This window comes from Dyadobacter fanqingshengii (assembly GCF_023822005.2).
Classification (GTDB): domain Bacteria; phylum Bacteroidota; class Bacteroidia; order Cytophagales; family Spirosomataceae; genus Dyadobacter; species Dyadobacter fanqingshengii.
The window spans coordinates 4,209,328-4,226,557 of sequence record NZ_CP098806.1 but is presented as its reverse complement, the minus strand read 5'-3'; the positions used below and the strand labels follow the sequence as shown (position 1 = coordinate 4,226,557).

General features: G+C 45.6%; 12 protein-coding genes. 7 read left to right on the top strand and 5 right to left on the bottom strand.

The window, feature by feature from the left end; all coding sequences use genetic code 11:
* Nucleotides 1-4: 4 nt before the first annotated feature.
* Nucleotides 5-2,398, bottom strand: a complete 2,394-nt coding sequence (locus NFI81_RS17495; protein WP_234611187.1) for a TonB-dependent receptor — start codon at nucleotides 2,396-2,398, stop codon at nucleotides 5-7.
* Nucleotides 2,399-2,720: 322 nt separating this feature from the next.
* Here NFI81_RS17495 and NFI81_RS17490 point away from each other — a divergent pair, with 322 nt between their 5' ends.
* From NFI81_RS17490 to NFI81_RS17475, 4 genes are all read left to right on the top strand, one after another.
* The gene (locus tag NFI81_RS17490) at nucleotides 2,721-5,096 is read left to right on the top strand and encodes an ABC transporter permease (protein ID WP_234611188.1); all 2,376 of its coding nucleotides are present in this window, start codon (nucleotides 2,721-2,723) and stop codon (nucleotides 5,094-5,096) included.
* A gap of 245 nt (nucleotides 5,097-5,341) precedes the next feature.
* A complete protein-coding gene (locus NFI81_RS17485; protein ID WP_234611189.1) occupies nucleotides 5,342-5,797 on the top strand; it encodes a MarR family winged helix-turn-helix transcriptional regulator in 456 nt (151 codons plus the stop codon).
* 18 nt (nucleotides 5,798-5,815) lie between these two features.
* Nucleotides 5,816-8,491: a phosphoenolpyruvate synthase gene (gene ppsA, locus NFI81_RS17480; RefSeq protein ID WP_234611190.1), complete on the top strand. Its 2,676-nt coding sequence runs from the start codon at nucleotides 5,816-5,818 to the stop codon at nucleotides 8,489-8,491.
* Nucleotides 8,492-8,586: 95 nt separating this feature from the next.
* Complete coding sequence (locus tag NFI81_RS17475) at nucleotides 8,587-10,230, top strand: hypothetical protein (protein ID WP_234611191.1); 1,644 nt, start codon at nucleotides 8,587-8,589, stop codon at nucleotides 10,228-10,230.
* Nucleotides 10,231-10,247: 17 nt separating this feature from the next.
* On the opposite strand, the gene NFI81_RS17470 is transcribed toward NFI81_RS17475, so the two are convergent.
* Nucleotides 10,248-10,835, bottom strand: a complete 588-nt coding sequence (locus NFI81_RS17470) for a putative antibiotic biosynthesis monooxygenase (RefSeq protein WP_234611192.1) — start codon at nucleotides 10,833-10,835, stop codon at nucleotides 10,248-10,250.
* A gap of 184 nt (nucleotides 10,836-11,019) precedes the next feature.
* On the opposite strand from NFI81_RS17470, the gene NFI81_RS17465 reads away from it, so the two are divergent.
* Nucleotides 11,020-12,279 carry an MFS transporter gene (locus NFI81_RS17465; RefSeq protein ID WP_234611193.1) on the top strand — a complete coding sequence of 420 codons (1,260 nt, stop codon included), beginning with the start codon at nucleotides 11,020-11,022 and terminating at the stop codon, nucleotides 12,277-12,279.
* Between the two features lie 23 nt (nucleotides 12,280-12,302).
* Here NFI81_RS17465 and NFI81_RS17460 read toward each other — a convergent pair whose 3' ends face one another.
* Together NFI81_RS17460 and NFI81_RS17455 are read right to left on the bottom strand one after the other, a co-directional pair.
* Nucleotides 12,303-13,151 carry a sigma factor gene (locus NFI81_RS17460; protein ID WP_234611194.1) on the bottom strand — a complete coding sequence of 283 codons (849 nt, stop codon included), beginning with the start codon at nucleotides 13,149-13,151 and terminating at the stop codon, nucleotides 12,303-12,305.
* 50 nt (nucleotides 13,152-13,201) lie between these two features.
* On the bottom strand, nucleotides 13,202-13,792 hold the full coding sequence (locus tag NFI81_RS17455; RefSeq protein ID WP_234611195.1) for a carboxymuconolactone decarboxylase family protein: 591 nt from the start codon (nucleotides 13,790-13,792) through the stop codon (nucleotides 13,202-13,204).
* Nucleotides 13,793-14,001: 209 nt separating this feature from the next.
* On the opposite strand from NFI81_RS17455, the gene NFI81_RS17450 reads away from it, so the two are divergent.
* Nucleotides 14,002-15,639 (top strand): ABC-F family ATP-binding cassette domain-containing protein, encoded by a 1,638-nt coding sequence (locus tag NFI81_RS17450; protein WP_234611196.1) that lies wholly within the window; start codon nucleotides 14,002-14,004, stop codon nucleotides 15,637-15,639.
* Between the two features lie 101 nt (nucleotides 15,640-15,740).
* Nucleotides 15,741-16,220: a tetratricopeptide repeat protein gene (locus NFI81_RS17445; RefSeq protein WP_234611197.1), complete on the top strand. Its 480-nt coding sequence runs from the start codon at nucleotides 15,741-15,743 to the stop codon at nucleotides 16,218-16,220.
* A gap of 54 nt (nucleotides 16,221-16,274) precedes the next feature.
* Here NFI81_RS17445 and NFI81_RS17440 read toward each other — a convergent pair whose 3' ends face one another.
* Nucleotides 16,275-16,844, bottom strand: a complete 570-nt coding sequence (locus NFI81_RS17440) for an isochorismatase family protein (protein WP_234611198.1) — start codon at nucleotides 16,842-16,844, stop codon at nucleotides 16,275-16,277.
* Nucleotides 16,845-17,230: the final 386 nt, after the last annotated feature.

Sequence of the window (17,230 nt, the reverse complement as noted above, 5' to 3'; positions counted from 1 at the left end):
TCGATCAGAATTTAAAATTATAGCTAAAGGAAGGAAGCACAGGAAACAGCGAATAGCGCGTCAGGACGTTGGTTCGTTGGCCTGTATTTTCATCCAGCTTTGAATTAATGTTATAGAAAAACGGATTTCTGCGGCTATATGCATTGTAAAGTCCAAATTCCCAGGTTCGTTCATGCCGTTTTTTCTTCTTATGAAACTGGATGGCAACGTCCATCCGATGATAGGGCTCCGCCCGAAAACCGTTTTTCTCTCCGTATTCATTGGTGACACTGCCGCTGTTGGCCGGTATGCCCCAGTTATTAGGCACTAAACGGTTTTCATAGGTCATAAACTTCGAAATCGGGATCGTAAGTGCATTTCCTGTTCCGTAAACCCACGTCGCCGATAGTGTGATGCGTTTGCTGAGTTCGTAAATCCCAACAACGGAAAGGTCGTTGCGGCGGTCGTAGCGGGGGTAGAATGTTTTGCCAAAATTGAGTTCGGGGAATTTCCACTGTGTCCAGGATAATGTGTATCCTACCCAGCCAGAAAGCTTTCCTGTTTTCTTTTGCACCATAAATTCAGCGCCGTATGACCAGCCTTTTCCGGTGGTAATGTTATCCTCCCAGTTCAGTTCGTTGGCATTATCGCCATCCAAACTGATAAATGATGAGCCTTCCTTATAACTGATAATGTTGTTCATTTTCTTATAATAACCTTCCAATGTCAGCGCGAGGCCGGGCTTTTCTAGATCTTTTGCAAAGCCAAATGCAACCTGGCTGGATTGTTGCGGCGCAACCCGATCTGTGGTCGGGACCCAAAGATCGGTAGGCAACCCAAGTCCCGTATTGCTCAAAAGATGCACATACTGGTTCATTTTGGCATAGGAGGCCTTCATAGAGAAATCCTTTGCAAGCTTCAAGGCAGCCGAAATCCTCGGTTCCGGACGCACATATATTTTAGAGTTTGTTTCAAAAAAACTTAACCGGAAACCGCCATTCACCTTTAATGTGGTAAACGGATGCCAGGTGTCTTCTACATAAGCGCCGGCTTCCATCGTGTTGATGGGTTTGGCTTGGAGATCAATGTCACTGTCTGAAAAATCACCTTCCAGCGCCAGCGCCGAAGGAACAAATCGATGGGCAGTAACCTGTGCCCCGAATTTCAGGCTGTGTTGGGCACTGAGATAGTAATCAAAATCCGTTTTCAGGCTGTAATCCCGGATCAGGCTGTTGTATTTCAAGCTGAACTCGTCCGTCAGCACTCCTTTTTCATATCGCTTATCATTGGAGAAGATATTGAAATTGAAATGGCTGTAAATCAGCGATGTGTTTACAAAAAGCTTTTGGTTGATCAAATGATTCCATCGCAATGTTGCCGTAGCATTGCCCCAGTTCAGCCCCGACCTGTTCTGGCTGTCGGAGCTCTTTTCCCTGATATTGAACTTGTCACGGCCAAAATAGCCACTGACATACAGCTTGTTTTTTGCCCCGAAATCGTAGTTCACTTTTGCATTGAGATCGTAAAAGAAATAGCCAGGCTTCACCTTGCTGTCCTGACCCACTTGTTGTTGTGCAATCAACGGTGCGGCCAGAACGTCAATGTATGTACGTCGCGCGGAAATGAGGAAGGAGGATTTTTTCTTTGCCAAAGGACCTTCTAGCGTCAGTCGGGAAGAAATAAGCCCTATGCCGCCTTCGCCATGCAGTTTTTCCTTGCTTCCTTCTTTCATATTCATTTCTACAACCGATGAAAGCCGCCCGCCATAGCGTGCAGGAAAACCTCCTTTTGTTAGCTCAACGCTTTTGAGCGCATCGCTGTTAAAGACGGAGAAAAAGCCAAAAAGGTGGCTCGCATTATACACAACAGCATCGTCCAGAATAATTAGGTTCTGGTCGGGCCCGCCGCCGCGCACGTACAAGCCTGTTTGGCCTTCCGTTCCTTTCTGGACGCCAGGCATGAGTTGCAGCACGCGGATCACGTCCTTCTCACCAAAAAAAGCCGGAATTTTCTTGATTTGGGAAATAGGAATTTCAATCTGGCTCATCTGCACCGACTCGCTCACTTTTTCATCCTGCCGCCTGCCCGAAATAATCACTTCTTCCAGCTGATTGGCCGTGGCTAATGAAAGGTCAATCTGCTGGCTGGCCACATTCCCAGTCCTTATTTCCTGTCTTTCATAACCCACAAAAGAATAAGAAATAGTAACTGAATCGGACTTAGGAATGGTCAGCGAGTAAAATCCGTACGTGTTGGTAACGGTTCCAATGGTGGAGTTTAGCAGGTAAACATTCACCCCCGGCAGCAGTTCCAGACTTCCTTTTTCGCGGACAAACCCACTAATGGTAATCTGCTCCTGAGCAATAGCCTGAACGGAAACGAGAACAAGCACTAGTAACTGGTAGAAGGTTTTGGGCATACTTAGAATCGGGTTAAAATTCGTTAACGCTCGGTGACATATTATGGTATATTAAAAAACAATTTTAACAATTCCAGGATTTTTGTGAATGATGTCGATAGGGGATACGAAGAAATTTGCGCTTGTGACGCAAATGGGTTGGTATTTTATTCTCATGGTAGAACAATCACTGGTCACATAGAATTTCCAAATAATCAACCGTATTAACCGATTGCTAAATGAAGTCGGTATAAGTGTTCATAGCCCTTAACTTAACTATTGAACGCATTTACAATAGGCTTTTAACCTTGAAATGTTGTAAACCAACTTATATGATATAAGCATGATCACAAATTATTTGAAGATAGCGTCCCGGAATTTGTGGAAACACCGCGGATTTTCGGCAATTAATATATTAGGACTGGCGATAGGCATGTCCGCCTGTTTGCTGATCAGTCTGTATGTAAGCTTTGAATTGAGTTACGACAACTTTCACTCGAAAGCAGACCGAATATTCAGGATCGTAACTGATATTGAAACTTCAAGCGAAACCAGTCATAAAGGTTCCAGTTGGGCCTATGGGCCAAATATGAAGAGAGATTTTCCTGAAATAGAGTCTTTTGTCCGTTTAAGCCGCGTCAGTTTTCTTGTGAGAAAAGGCGAGGCGAAATTTCAGGAAGAAAAAACATTATTTGCTGATTCAACGCTTTTTAAAGTGTTTGACTTCGAATTAATACATGGCAATGCTCAAACAGCACTGAGAGACCCGCTTAGCATTGTTTTTACGCAGACGGCAGCAAAAAAATATTTTGGAGATAGTGACCCGATCGGACAAACCGTGCTGCTTGACGCCGAAGGGCTTGTTGCCAATGTGACGGGCGTCGTGAAGGATTTACCTACAAATTCTCAAATCAAGGCCAACATGTTTCTGTCAGCATCAACGATGAAACGATATAAGCCTGATGCAGACAATGAATGGGCGGCGTTTGAACCTATGACCTATTTGCTTTTGAAGCCAAATACATCTGCCGAAACACTTTCTGCAAAATTCCCGGAATTTCTGCAGCGTTATGCCGGTAAAATTATGACCGAAGAAAAGTTAAAATACAAGATCTCACTGGAACCATTACGAGAGGTTTATCTCCACGCAAAATACATTGGCGGGCTGGAAACCGGAAACGCTTCATACGTATATATCTTCACGGCAGTCGCGATTTTTACGTTGTTGATCGCGTGCATCAATTTTATAAACTTAACCACGGCGCGTTCTGTCGAGCGCGCAAAGGAAGTTGGGATGCGGAAAGTAGTGGGAGCAGGCAGGTTAAGGATAGCGAAACAATTTATCAGCGAATCAGTGCTAGTTTGTTTGCTCGGTTTTGTAGTTTCTGTTTTTTTAACTGCTTTCTTGATTCCTTATTTTAATGACCTTGCCGGAAAAACTATAATTTTAGGGATTATTGACGATTACTTATTTGTATTGAGTTTCTCCGTTATTGCGCTTGGAATAGGCGTATTAGCAGGAATTTACCCGGCACTGGTGTTGTCTTCATTCCAACCCGCATTGGTGCTGAAAGGACATTTTAAGCATAGCCGTAAAGGCGTTTTTCTTAGAAAAGCGCTGGTTGTAAGCCAGTTCGCAATTTCCATTACATTGATGATCGGAACATTGGTCATTTACGTTCAAATGAATTTCATGCAAAACAAAGATCTCGGGTTTAGCAAAAGTCAGATTCTTGTTTTGGATACGGACGCAGATCCAAACAAAGCGGTTTTAAGGGACGCGCTGGCAAATATGAACGGAACCGTTGCGGCATCACGTTCTTCAAGTATTCCAGGCAGTAGATATCAAAATACATCCTCCCAAATCGAAAGTTCCAGTGGAGATCTTCAAACGGCTGGGCTTCACGAATTTTTGGTAGATTTTGACTTTATAGAATTATACAAAATGAAAATGGTTGCTGGACGGCAGTTCTCAAAGGAATTTGCAACGGATAGTGCGAAAACAATGGTCATCAATGAAACCGCCGCACGACTTTTTGGATATAGCGATCCCAGGTTAGCCATTGGAAAGCGGTTCAGGCAATCGGGAGTGGAAGGTGAGATAATCGGAGTGATAAAGGACTTCCATTTTCAATCGCTTCAGGAGAGCGTTCAGCCTTTGACAATGCGCATTGAACCCGAATATTGTAACCTGGTATCCGTGAAAATATCGTCTGCCAACATATCTCAAACAATAAAAATGATTGAAGAACAATGGGGCAAATTGATGCCAAACAGGCCTTTCAGTTATTTTTTTATGGATGAGTATTTCGATCGCCAATATCGCAGCCAACAGCAGTTCAAGGCTCTCTTTGTCAATTTTGCCTTTCTTACCATTATAATATCCTGCCTTGGGTTAATCGGACTGAGCTCCTACGCGGCAGTTCAACGAAAAAAAGAAGTGGGCGTGCGAAAAGTCCTTGGTGGGTCTACCGCCAGCATTGTGCTTTTATTTTATAAAGATTTTGTGGGATTGATCTTAATAGCTTTCCTAGTTGCATCTCCTGTCGCTTATTATATCTGTCAAAAATGGTTAGAAGGCTTCGCATACCGGACGGACATCCCGCTTTGGATATTCATAGCTGTCGCTTTGCTGACAACAGGAATTGCTATCATCACAACAAGCTTTCAAAGTGTCAGGGCAGCAATAGAAAACCCGATTAAGGTTTTGAAGGCTTAAATGTGATTCAAAATGTATTAGTCATAGAATTTTTAGCCAAGTTATAGAGCTAGGATCTAGGAAAGCGCCCATTTTCAACTTTTGAATCCTCATTAATTTACTTCTTTTGATAAAAGCTATCGCTCATATCATTGAGCGATAGCTTCACTTTGTTTAGAGCAAGCGTGGATTTATCCTGAAAAACTTGCACGCTTCACAATTTCAATATTAGCTTGTAGCTAAGATATTTAGTTAATGAGATAAAAATGGAAGATGACCTACTCAAAAAAATAAGAAAGCTGAGCCAGCATTATGCATATGTATCGCTTCAAATGCATGAGGCCGTTGCCCGGCGAGCCGGACTTTCGGGTACAGACCATAAGTATCTGGGGTTTTTGATCGAAAAAGGACAAATGACAGCCGGCGAGCTTTCGACGCTGACGGGCCTCACGACGGGCGCGGTTACAGGCTTGATCGACCGGTTTGAAAAGAAAAACCTGGTAAGCAGACGCTTTGCTGCGGAAGACCGGCGGAAGGTGATCATTGAACCGCACACTGAAAACATCATGGCTCTCCTGGCGCCGCTCTATAAAGATTTTCGCAGTAAGTCAGAAAATCTGCTCGCTTCATTCTCGGAAGAAGAGAGCAAAATCATTGAAGCCTACTTCCGGCAAGCCATTGACATCATGAGCGAGGCTACGGAGCAACTCAACAGACAATAATCATAACATACATAGCACATGAAAAATAAGAGCGCGTACATTCTTGGTTTTGAGGAAATTGACAGGACAAAACTTGCCTGGGTTGGAGGCAAAGGGGCCAATCTGGGTGAATTGTGCAGGATCGAAAGCGTAAAAGTGCCGGATGGGTTTTGTGTGACCACCCGAGCTTATCAGGAAATAATTGAAAACAATGAAGAGGTCAACAGCCTGTTGGATGCACTAATAGAGGTTAAAGCCGACGAACGGGCGCGGATCAGTGAGATCAGCGCGAGAATCCGCAGAGCAATTCAGCATATAGAAATCCCGAAAAATATTGCAGATGAGATCGCCGGTTATCTCACAAAATTTGGTGAAAACGAGGCTTTTGCTGTACGGTCCAGCGCAACTGCCGAAGATCTGCCCACAGCCTCCTTCGCGGGCCAGCAGGATACATATCTAAACATTATCGGCCAGGAGGCGATCCTGACGCATATCAGCAAATGCTGGGCTTCGCTGTTTACGGATCGAGCGGTAACCTATCGCATTCAGGCAGGCACGCCGGCTGTCCATTTCGACCACCGCAAAGTGCAGCTATCCGTGGTTGTGCAGAAAATGGTTTTCGCTGATGTGGCCGGGATCATGTTCACAGCTGACCCTGTGACTGCAAACAGAAAGATAATATCCATTGACGCGAGCTTCGGCCTCGGCGAGGCGCTCGTTGCAGGACTTGTGAATGCGGATAATTATCAGGTGCGTGAGGGTCGTATTATGGATAAAAAAATATCGGGTAAGAAGTTGCGTATCAATGCCCTAGCCGATGGTGGCACGCAGGAACAGGAGATTGAAGCCGAATGGCAGGACACACAAGCGATAACAGATGAACAAATTTTGGAGCTTTCGGGCATCGGCAGGACGATCGAAGCACATTTCGGCAGCCCTCAGGATATTGAATGGTGCCTGGCTGACGGCACATTTTATGTGGTTCAAAGCCGTCCGATCACTACTTTGTTCCCCATTCCTCAGGCTAATGATCCGGAAAATGCTGCGGGCAGCCCGCATGTCTACGTGTCTGTCGGCCACCAGCAAATGATGACGGATGCCATGAAACCGTTGGGATTGTCTTTTTTTCTTTCATTAAATCCCGGAAAAATGCGCACGGCCGGTGGAAGGCTGTTTGTAGACGTTGCAGAAAATCTGGCCTCACCAGTCACCAGAGACATTATATTAAATACCACATTAGGGAAATCGGATCCTTTGATCAAAGATGCGCTCTTGACCATTCTTGAACGGAAGGATTTTATAACAATGCTGCCTGAGGAAAATTCCGATAATAGCGATCACACCGCAACGCCTGCAAATCTTCGGAAACCCGCGCAAAAAGGTCCTGCAAATGCTTTGGAAGAGACGGCATCGGTAGAAGTCGTTAACGATCTGATAAAACGGAGCGAAATGCTGGTTGAAGAGCTGAAACAACGCATTCAAACAAAATCCGGCGCAGATTTGATCAATTTTATATTGGAAGATATCCAGGAATGGAGAAAGTATCTGTTTGATCCGCGAAGCTATAATGTTTTGATAACGGCGATAAACGCTTCATCGTGGGTTAATGAGAAAATGAATGAATGGTTGGGAGAAAAAAACGCTGCGGACACCCTTTCTCAATCCGCTCCAAACAATGTTACTTCGGAAATGGGACTGGCGCTATTGGATGTAGCCGATGCAATCCGCCCTTATCCCGAAGTAATCGCTTATTTACAAAAAGTAAAAGATGAGCATTTCCTGGACACCCTGCCCCAGCTGGACGGAGGTAAGGAAACGCGCGATGCGATCCTTGCTTTTCTCCAAAAATACGGAATGCGCTGTGCCGGCGAGATAGACATTACAAGAACACGCTGGGCCGAAAAACCCGCAATACTCATCCCGGTCATTCTCGGTAACATTAAGAACTTCGCGCCGAATGCCAGCACTCAGAAATTTGAGCAGGGAAAACAGGAAGCATTCAAAAAAGAGCAAGAATTGTTGGATCGATTACGGCAATTACCAGACGGTGCGCAAAAGGCCAGGGAAACAAAACAAATGATCGACGTAATCCGGAATTTGGTTGGCTACCGTGAATATCCGAAATACGGCATGGTCAACAGGTCTTTTGTGTATCGGGTTGCATTGCTGAAAGAAGCCGAAAGACTTGTGGAAGCCAATGTTCTTCGTGAAAAAAAGGACATCTATTATCTTAATCTGGCGGAACTAGCCGAGGTTATCTACACCAATGAGCTGGACCAGCAGATCATCAGCCAGCGAAAAGAAGATCATGCAAGATATGAAAAACTCACTCCGCCGCGTGTCATGACCTCTGATGGTGAGATCATTACAGGTCGGTATAAGCGGGAAAATATCCCGGTTGGAGCCATCGCCGGGCTGGCGGTTTCCTCCGGGGTGATCGAAGGGCGTGCGCGGGTTATTTTAAACATGGAAGATGCGGATATTGAAGCAGGCGATATTCTGGTCACCACATTCACGGATCCCAGCTGGACACCCCTTTTTGTTTCCATAACAGGCCTCATAACCGAAGTGGGCGGCATCATGACCCACGGAGCCGTCATCGCCCGCGAATACGGGCTGCCCGCAGTAGTTGGCGTTGAACAGGCAACAAAGCTGATTCAGGACGGGCAACGGATCCGGGTGAATGGTACTGAAGGCTGGGTGGAGATTATCTAGCAGTTGATTTTAGTCCAAAATCCTTATTTCACAGAGTAGCGGGTCAGGTAACTGTGCTTTTTTTAAAAGTAAAGATCCATAACCTGACCCCTGCCATGAAGTACACACTTCAGATAATCCTCGTTTTATGCACATTTCTGGCTCACGCCCAGCATAATAAGCCCGATACCATAGTCATCACTTCGGAAAAGGGAAAAATCCAGGTGTCGGTTGGTGATAACGGCGAACTGCATGTGAATGTATCGCCTGACGACCTTCGCAAATTCAAAAAGACCGGATTTGTCCGTTATAGTAACTTTGGTGCAAAAGGAGATGGGAAAACGGATGATATAGATGTCATAGCAGCAACGCATGCATTCGCCAACAGGCACAACCTGCCAGTGAAGGCCGACGATAACGCCACCTACTACATTGGTGCCAAACACCTGACGGTGATGATCCAAACGGACACTGATTTCGGCAAGGCAGGCTTCATTATCGATGATACCGACGTGCAAAAACGGGATGCTTCTGTTTTCATGGTTAGTTCAGGCCTGAAACCATTTAAACTGACAAAAGTCACCTCGCTCAAAAGAAATCAGAAGAAAATCGACACCTCTTTGCCTGGGCCGTGCCTGATAACCGTTACCAATTCCAATGTAAAGCAATACATCCGTTTTGGCCTCAATCAGAACAATGGTTCTTCGCAGACCGATATTTTTGTGGTTGACAAAAATGGCAATGTGGATATGAACGCGCCCATCATCTGGGATTTCGACGAGATTACTGAAATAACCGCTTTGCCCATCGACGAAAAACCATTGAAGGTTAGCGGCGGGCGTTTCACCACCATTGCCAACAAAGCCGAGTCGAAGTACACTTATTACAGCCGGAACATGGCGGTCCGACGATCCAATGTGCTCGTAGAGGGGTTGGAACACCGCATTACAGGCGAGGGAGATCAGGGAGCGCCTTATGGTGGATTCATTACCATTAACGATTGCTCGTATGTCACAGTAAAGAACGCCGTCCTCACGGGCCACAAAACATATAACACCATCGGCACAGCAGGCAAGCCTGTATCCATGGGCTCATACGATCTTTCTGTGAACCGGGCCCTGAACGTCTCTTTCATCAATTGCACCCAGACCAATAATATCAACGACAATAAATACTGGGGTATTTTAGGGTCTAATTTCTGCAAAAACCTGCTTTACGATCATTGTACGCTCTCCCGTTTCGATGCCCACCAGGGCGTAGCCAATGCAACCATCCTCAACTCGACCCTGGGTCACATGGGGATCAATGCCATTGGCAGCGGATTATTGTTAGTCGAAAATTCCACGATCCGCGGCCGGAGCATCGTTAACCTGCGCTCCGATTATGGCAGCACCTGGCAGGGAGAAGTGGTGATCCGCGACTGCGTTTTTGTACCGGCGGATGGCAAATCCATCAGCGCCGCTTTAATAGGAGGCTCAAACTCGGGCCAACATGATTTCGGTTACACCGCCTATATGCCTGAAAAAATAACCATCGAAAACCTCCGCATCGATGACTCCGGGCATCCGGAAAATTACCAGGGCCCAGCTATCTTCGCCAATTTCAATCCTGAAATGACAGACGATTCCTACAAGGAAAAATTCCCTTATGTTAAAACAAAGGAAGTTATTCTCAAAAATGTTAAAACTACCAGTGGAAAGCCTGTGCGGATTAGTGATAATACTTTTATGTTCAAAGATGTAAAAGTTGTAAAAAGGTAAAGCTTGTTGATCGGCATTCAGGTTACGACTTCACTCGGCTTGGTTGGAGCAGTGCCGTTATCGTCACGCTTTTTGTTGCTGCTCGAGATTCCGGAAAGCCAGGGTTTGAGCACTTTTGTAACCTGCGGCATTACAATCCAGGTTAGCATCGGCACCATACATCCGGCTATAATGAAAGTTCTTAATGCGGGATGTAATTCCTGAATGTGGGGGCCGAGCAGGTAAGATAGTAAAAGGCTCGTAGGATAGACACCGCAAAGCGTTGCCACAGCCATTTTCCATCTCGGTGGCGGAACTGGTGAACGAAACCACGCTTCTAGACCCGTAAGCTCCCGATAGACAGGTTCTTCCGTCAGCGTTGAGGCATAAGCTTCCCAGTCCTTGAAAAGCGTGGAATTATAAAAAGCGTCGCGCTCGGCCTGGTCGGCAAAAGTTCTCAATATTCCGATCTCGCGACTTTCACTGCCCGGAAGAGCAGTCATCATTGCCGCGCCATGAACGCCGCCATGCAGAAACGAATCTCCCAGAAAGCGCCGCAAAGCATCTTTGAACTCTTCTTCTTTTCCGGGAAGCACTTTGCGGGTGATTGCTACGTGAATGGGCATAGGAGTTTGTGTAAATGCTATTTATGACTTATAATGTAAACTTAGTTGAGCAAACTTTTTCTCGGAGTAAATATCGGCATCAATGCACAACATTTCTTCTTCCCCGGTTTCCCGTAGGATGGTATTTGTTTGGCAAGCTTTTATTGGCCGCATATGGTGCTACGCTATCCCGTAAACAAACTTCATGAAGATTGCCGCATTGAGTGCTTTTGAGAGCCGGAATTACAGATTATTTTTTGCAGGACAAACCATTTCACTTTTAGGAACCTGGATGCAGAAAACTGCAGTCAGCTGGGTCATTTACTCGCTGACGCATTCCAAGTTTATGCTTGGCGTAAGCATTTTTGCAACTCTTTTCCCATCGGCAATGCTCACTTCTCTGGGCGGCGTTGTTTCGGACCGCTACAACCGGTACCGTGTATTGCTGATCACCCAAGTACTTTCCATGGTACAGGCACTCGCGTTGACACTGGTGGTTTTTTTCAAGCATTATGCCGTTTGGGAGATCATTGCGCTTAGCGTAGTGCTGGGCCTCATCAATGCATTTGATGTGCCCGCGCGGCAGTCGCTGGTGTACGAGCTGGTGGACGATAAAAAGAACCTTCCCAATGCGCTGGCGCTGAACTCATCCATGGTCAACCTCTCCAAACTCCTCGGCCCCGCTATCGCTGGCATAGCCATCGAGCGGTTTGGTGAAGTAGTCTGTTTCGCGGCCAATACATTCAGCTTTATCGCCGTAATCAGTTCGTTGCTCCTGATCAGGCTGCCGAAGTTCACGCCGGTGAAGCATACCAAAAACATCCTCAACGAGCTCGTTGAAGGACTGACGTACATACGGCAGACTCCCGAAATTCGCTACATTATTACCATGCTGGCAATGGTGAGCCTGCTGCTGCTTCCTTTCACCAGCCTGATGCCCATTTACGCGAAAGACATTTTCCAAGGCACCGCCTCGACATTCGGCCTGCTCGACAGTGCGATCGGTTTTGGCGCATTAGGCGGCGCGATTTTCCTGGCGACGCTGCCGCCCGGCACCAACCTCAGCCGGATACTCGCGATCAACACATTCGTTTTCGGCATAGGACTGATCCTTTTTTCATACACAAGTCTGTATCCGCTCGCGCTTGTATTCGTTGCGATAGGTGCATTCGGGATGATGTCGCAAACCACGATCAGCAACACGCTGATACAGACCCTTGTGGCACCTGCCATGCGCGGACGGGTGATCAGCATCTTTGTGATGGCCTACTCAGGCGGCGTTCCCATTGGGAGCCTGATCGTCAGCTACCTTTCGCAGCACATCGGCGTACAAGCAACCGTGCTGGGGCAGGGAATCCTGGCATTGATCATCGGCATCATGCACGTGCGATATCTGAAAAAGAACAAGCCGAATCGCCGGGTGGTAACTACGAATAATTTGAATGCAGAGATTCCGCAGGTGTGAGTTTCAGGACATGTTCAAGTTTTTCATTTATCCCGAATGTGCAGTTTGTCAGGATTGCGCACGTACAAAAGACGGGCGATTCCGCTGGTATCCCCTACCACGTAAGACATAGAGTCCAGGTCACCCGTTGACCGGCGAAAGAGCAGGGCGGCTGGCAGCCCGTTCGCAAAAGCCGGGCGGTACTCAAATTCGCTCTCGTGATTTTCTGGAAGCTGCGCAACGCCAAATAGAAACTTTAACACTTTTTCAAGACCCAAAAGCGGTTTCAGGGCGGCTGCGCGTTTGCCACCCCCGTCACTGAATAATTCGATATCCGACTTAAGCAATTGGTCAAGTGCCGGGCGGTCCTGCTGCTGGAGGGCGAGAAGAAACGCTTCTGTTCGTGCGCGTTGGGAAGCAGGCTCTAACGTTTGATTTTTGAAACGGCCCAGTTTTTCATGCGCCCGATGCAACAATTGACGGCAGTTGTCGACCGAGAGTCCGGTGAGTTCGGCAATGGCGGTATACTCCTCCAAAAAACTTTCCCGCAGGATAAACACGGCCCGTTCGAAGGGGTTCAACCTTTCCAGCAGAAACAATAAGCCGTATTCAATTGTCGGGGAAGGATCCGGCTCGAGGGTGATATAAGGTTCTGGCAACCAGGGGCCAATGTAGCTTTCCCGGTGTTTTTTCAGTTCGTTAAGCCGATTAATACTGCTATTTACCGCCATACGCCCCAGATAGGCTTTTGGCTCCCGCACGCGCTGCGCGGAAAGCCACTTTTCATACACATCCTGAACAATATCTTCCGCTTCCTCAACGACACCCAGCATGTTATAAGCAATGCGAAACAGGTAAGCATGAAGGTTGAGGATTTCACTTGTTAGTATCATAATCAGCTAAAAAAGGCAAGCCCGTCATGAAGTCCGGGCTTGCCGTTCATTCACAAGTTAGGGACTAAATTGTCAGCGGTCTGATGCATCTTTTTCTGGGCAATATCGCAAATCATATCAGAGTGAATATTCAAGCCAATATTACTTATGTTGTAATAAAATTCAGTGGCTACAATCCAAACAATTTCACAGATTGATCTTTCATCATAATACTGGGCCAGCTTCTCGAAGAGTTCATGTTCCATTTTGCGGTCCCTCGCCAGGATGGTAACAAAATCCAGGAGCACTTTTTCTTTGCGATCAAAGAGCGTGCTGGTTTCGTATTCAGGTAATGCATCGAATTTAGCCTGGTTCATCGCGGACATAATGGTGTGTGCCCGTCCGATATCGATGCAAAAAAGGCATACATTAATTTGTGCTACCCGTTCCCGGATGAGCATAACCGTTTCGGGCGGCAATTGTAATTTTTTGTCGAGTTGGCCTATTTTACCCGAAAATGACCCAAATGCTAACGGTAGCCGGACGGCCATTACCTTTATGGGAGTAATGACTTTACCGAATCGTCGACGGGTGAAAGAATAAAGCAATTTCCAGAGAAAGCTCCTTGGCTTTTCAATGGGAGAGAGAAAAGGACTATCCATGTATTTTTACAGTTTTATCTTAAGGACTGGATAGACCTCATTTTGTGACAATCATGCAAAAAAAATTTGCCCGGTAAATTCAGTTTCAAGTCAGGTTCCAAACTTCTGCTCAACAAGAAAATCAAAGTAATCGGTTTTCTACTTTTTGATTCAATACTGTTGGCCAATGATCGTATCATTGTACATTTGCGGCTTCAAAAAATGAGAAGATGATTACAGTTGAAAATTTGGCCGTTGAATTTAGCGGATCTGTCCTTTTTAGCGAAGTTTCCTTCGTTATCAATCCTACGGATAAAATTGCCCTGATGGGTAAGAATGGAGCGGGAAAATCCACAATGATGAAAATCATTGCTGGTGAACAAAAAGCCAATCGTGGTCATGTACGTGCGCCAAAAGATGCCGTGATCGCTTATTTGCCGCAACATTTACTCACCGAAGATAACTGCACCGTTTTCGAAGAAGCGGCCAAAGCATTCAAGCAGGTTTTTGAAATGCGTGCCGAAATGGAAAAACTGAATCTTGCGCTCGAAACCCGCACGGATTACGAGAGCGATGAGTATATGGCCATCATCGAACAGGTTACCGAAATAGGTGAAAAATATTACCAGCTGGAAGAAGTCAATTATGACGCGGAGGTTGAGAAAGCGTTGAAAGGATTGGGATTCAGGCCGGAAGATTTTCAGCGGCAAACCAAGGAATTCAGTGGAGGATGGCGTATGCGCATTGAGCTTGCCAAAATACTATTGCAAAAGCCAGACCTTATTTTGCTCGATGAGCCTACCAACCACATTGACATTGAATCCGTAATGTGGCTGGAAGACTTTTTGGTAAATAAGGCCAATGCAGTGATGGTAATTTCCCACGACCGTGCCTTCATCGACAACATTACCAACCGTACCATTGAAGTGACCATGGGACGGATTTTTGACTATAAAGCCAATTATTCACATTATTTGGTGCTGCGTGAGGAGCGCAGGTCACACCAGGTGAAGGCGTATCAGGAACAGCAGAAAATGATTGCTGATAACATGCAATTCATCGAACGTTTCCGCGGGACATACTCTAAAACCAATCAGGTTTCCTCCCGCGAACGCATGTTGGAGAAACTGGAAATTATTGAAATTGATGAAATTGACAATTCAGCCCTGAAACTCCGTTTTCCACCTTCGCCACGGTCAGGGGACTATCCTGTGACCGTAAAAGATGTTTCCAAATCCTATGGGGATCAGGTTGTGTTCAAAAATGCAAGCATGACCATTTCAAGAGGCGAAAAGGTCTCATTTGTAGGCCGGAATGGTGAGGGTAAATCGACAATGATCAAGGCCATCATGGGCCAGATCGATGTGGACGGAACTTGCCAGCTTGGGCATAATGTCAAGGTTGGCTATTTCGCGCAAAACCAGGCATCGTTGCTGGATCCCAATCTGACTATTTTTCAAACGGTTGACGAGGTCGCAGAAGGAGATGTAAGAACCCAGATCAAGAATATTCTGGGGGCCTTTATGTTTCAAGGTGAAGATATCGACAAGAAAGTAAGTGTATTATCCGGTGGAGAAAAAACCCGGCTCGCCATGGTGAAGTTGCTATTGGAACCTGTAAACCTGTTGATTCTCGATGAGCCTACGAACCACCTGGATTTGAAGTCGAAGGATGTTTTGAAAGAAGCCCTCAGAAACTTTGACGGAACGCTTGTACTGGTCTCCCACGATCGTGATTTTTTACAAGGGCTGTCACAAAAGGTCTTTGAGTTTAAAGACAAACGGGTGATTGAGCATTTTGAGACGATTGATGCGTTTTTGGAGCGGAACCGGATAAAGAGTATAGCGGATTTGCAGCTGGCGAAGTAGCATTGCGAAGCATTATGTTTTCGTTAAGCTGAATGCCGGGTATTCTAATTGTCAGATATTCCTAACAGTTTGCACAAGACCGTTAGCCGTTTCTCTGACTTATGAGCCTTCCTGTCACGAAGCAAATTGCCTGGATTTCTTTGCTACCCCAACTTGGGTTTACCCTGTTGTTAGTGGGGTTATATTACATTTTGGGAATTGCTCATTCTTTTCTTTTTGGAATTGTCACGTATCTCATAGGCTCCAGTCTAATCCAATTTGTTGCCGTAAAGGATCACAGGCAAGCTGGACGGGCTGTTAAATCAGGTGATTTTAGGGCCGCAATTGCTGGATTTCAGTCTGGCTACGATTTCTTAAATAAATATCCCTGGATTGATAAATATCGATACGTGGTTCTTCTGAGCTCGTCGAAAATTTCGTTCAGAGAAATGGCATTGAATAATATCGCTTTTTGTTACAGTCAAATTGGAGAAGGAGAAAAAGCCATCTCTTACTATAATCAAATGTTATCGGAATTCCCCGACAGCGACCTTGCGAAAGCAGCATTAAATTTTATCGCAGCGATTCGAAAGGATAGCTAATGATTTTAATGGTGACTTTACATGTTTCGTTCGTTAGCTTCAAGCCTGGCCGCATTAAGACTGGTCGATTGCTTGCTCGTGCAATGTCATGATAGTTGAGTAAGGCCTAACCTCAATTTTGCCCTTCGTTGGAGTCATGTTTTTCCAAACCCAATTATAATGGTTGATGACTTGTCTGGCTTCCATGAACGGGCGGTTTCCTGTTGTATGACCGTCTTCTACCACCAAAATATTAAAATCTTTCACGAGGGCTGATTGAATGGTGGATTCTACACAGAAGTCTGTTGCACAGCCGGTTATTACAATTTCGTTTACATGAAGCTCTTTCAACTTAGCGTGGAAGTTGGTATTATAAAATACGTCATTTGCGAATTTCTCAACCATCATATCCTGTTCATGAACCATTAGGTCATCCAGTAATTCCCAATCGTGCGTATTGGGAATAAACTCGTCCATTGCGCTTCCGTTGTGCTGCACAAACGCAACAAGCCATGCGTTTTTCCGGAACATAGCTGCAAGCGAGTTGATTTTTTTGACAATCGAATCCGTTTCAAACCAGGGTGTTTCAGGCGTAAATGAGCCCTTTTGCATATCAATAATCAGAAGGCATGTTTGTGGTTTCACCGGGCACTTGTGGTTTAGGATTGACATGTTTGTGAAAGAGAATACCAAAAACGATACTTACTAAGCAATACCATATTACGAAAGGCGATGCCTCCCGAGCAAACGAGATAATCAAAATTGGTATCGCTGAGGTCACGACTAGTGATCGAATTATTGATCTTGGGAAGAGTAGTACGATACAGATATTAAACAGGGCCCAACTAAAATAGGCCTTCATCCAACTCCAAAATGCGAAAAACAATCTAAATCCAATTCCCTGGATTATGGCCTCGAGGCTGAGAGAAACTGACTGCCGATCAGGGTTCATGAAATAAATGGGTATCCAGCCCAATGCAATATCTAAAAATATAAACAATACAATTAAAAGAAGCAGATTCTTCATTATG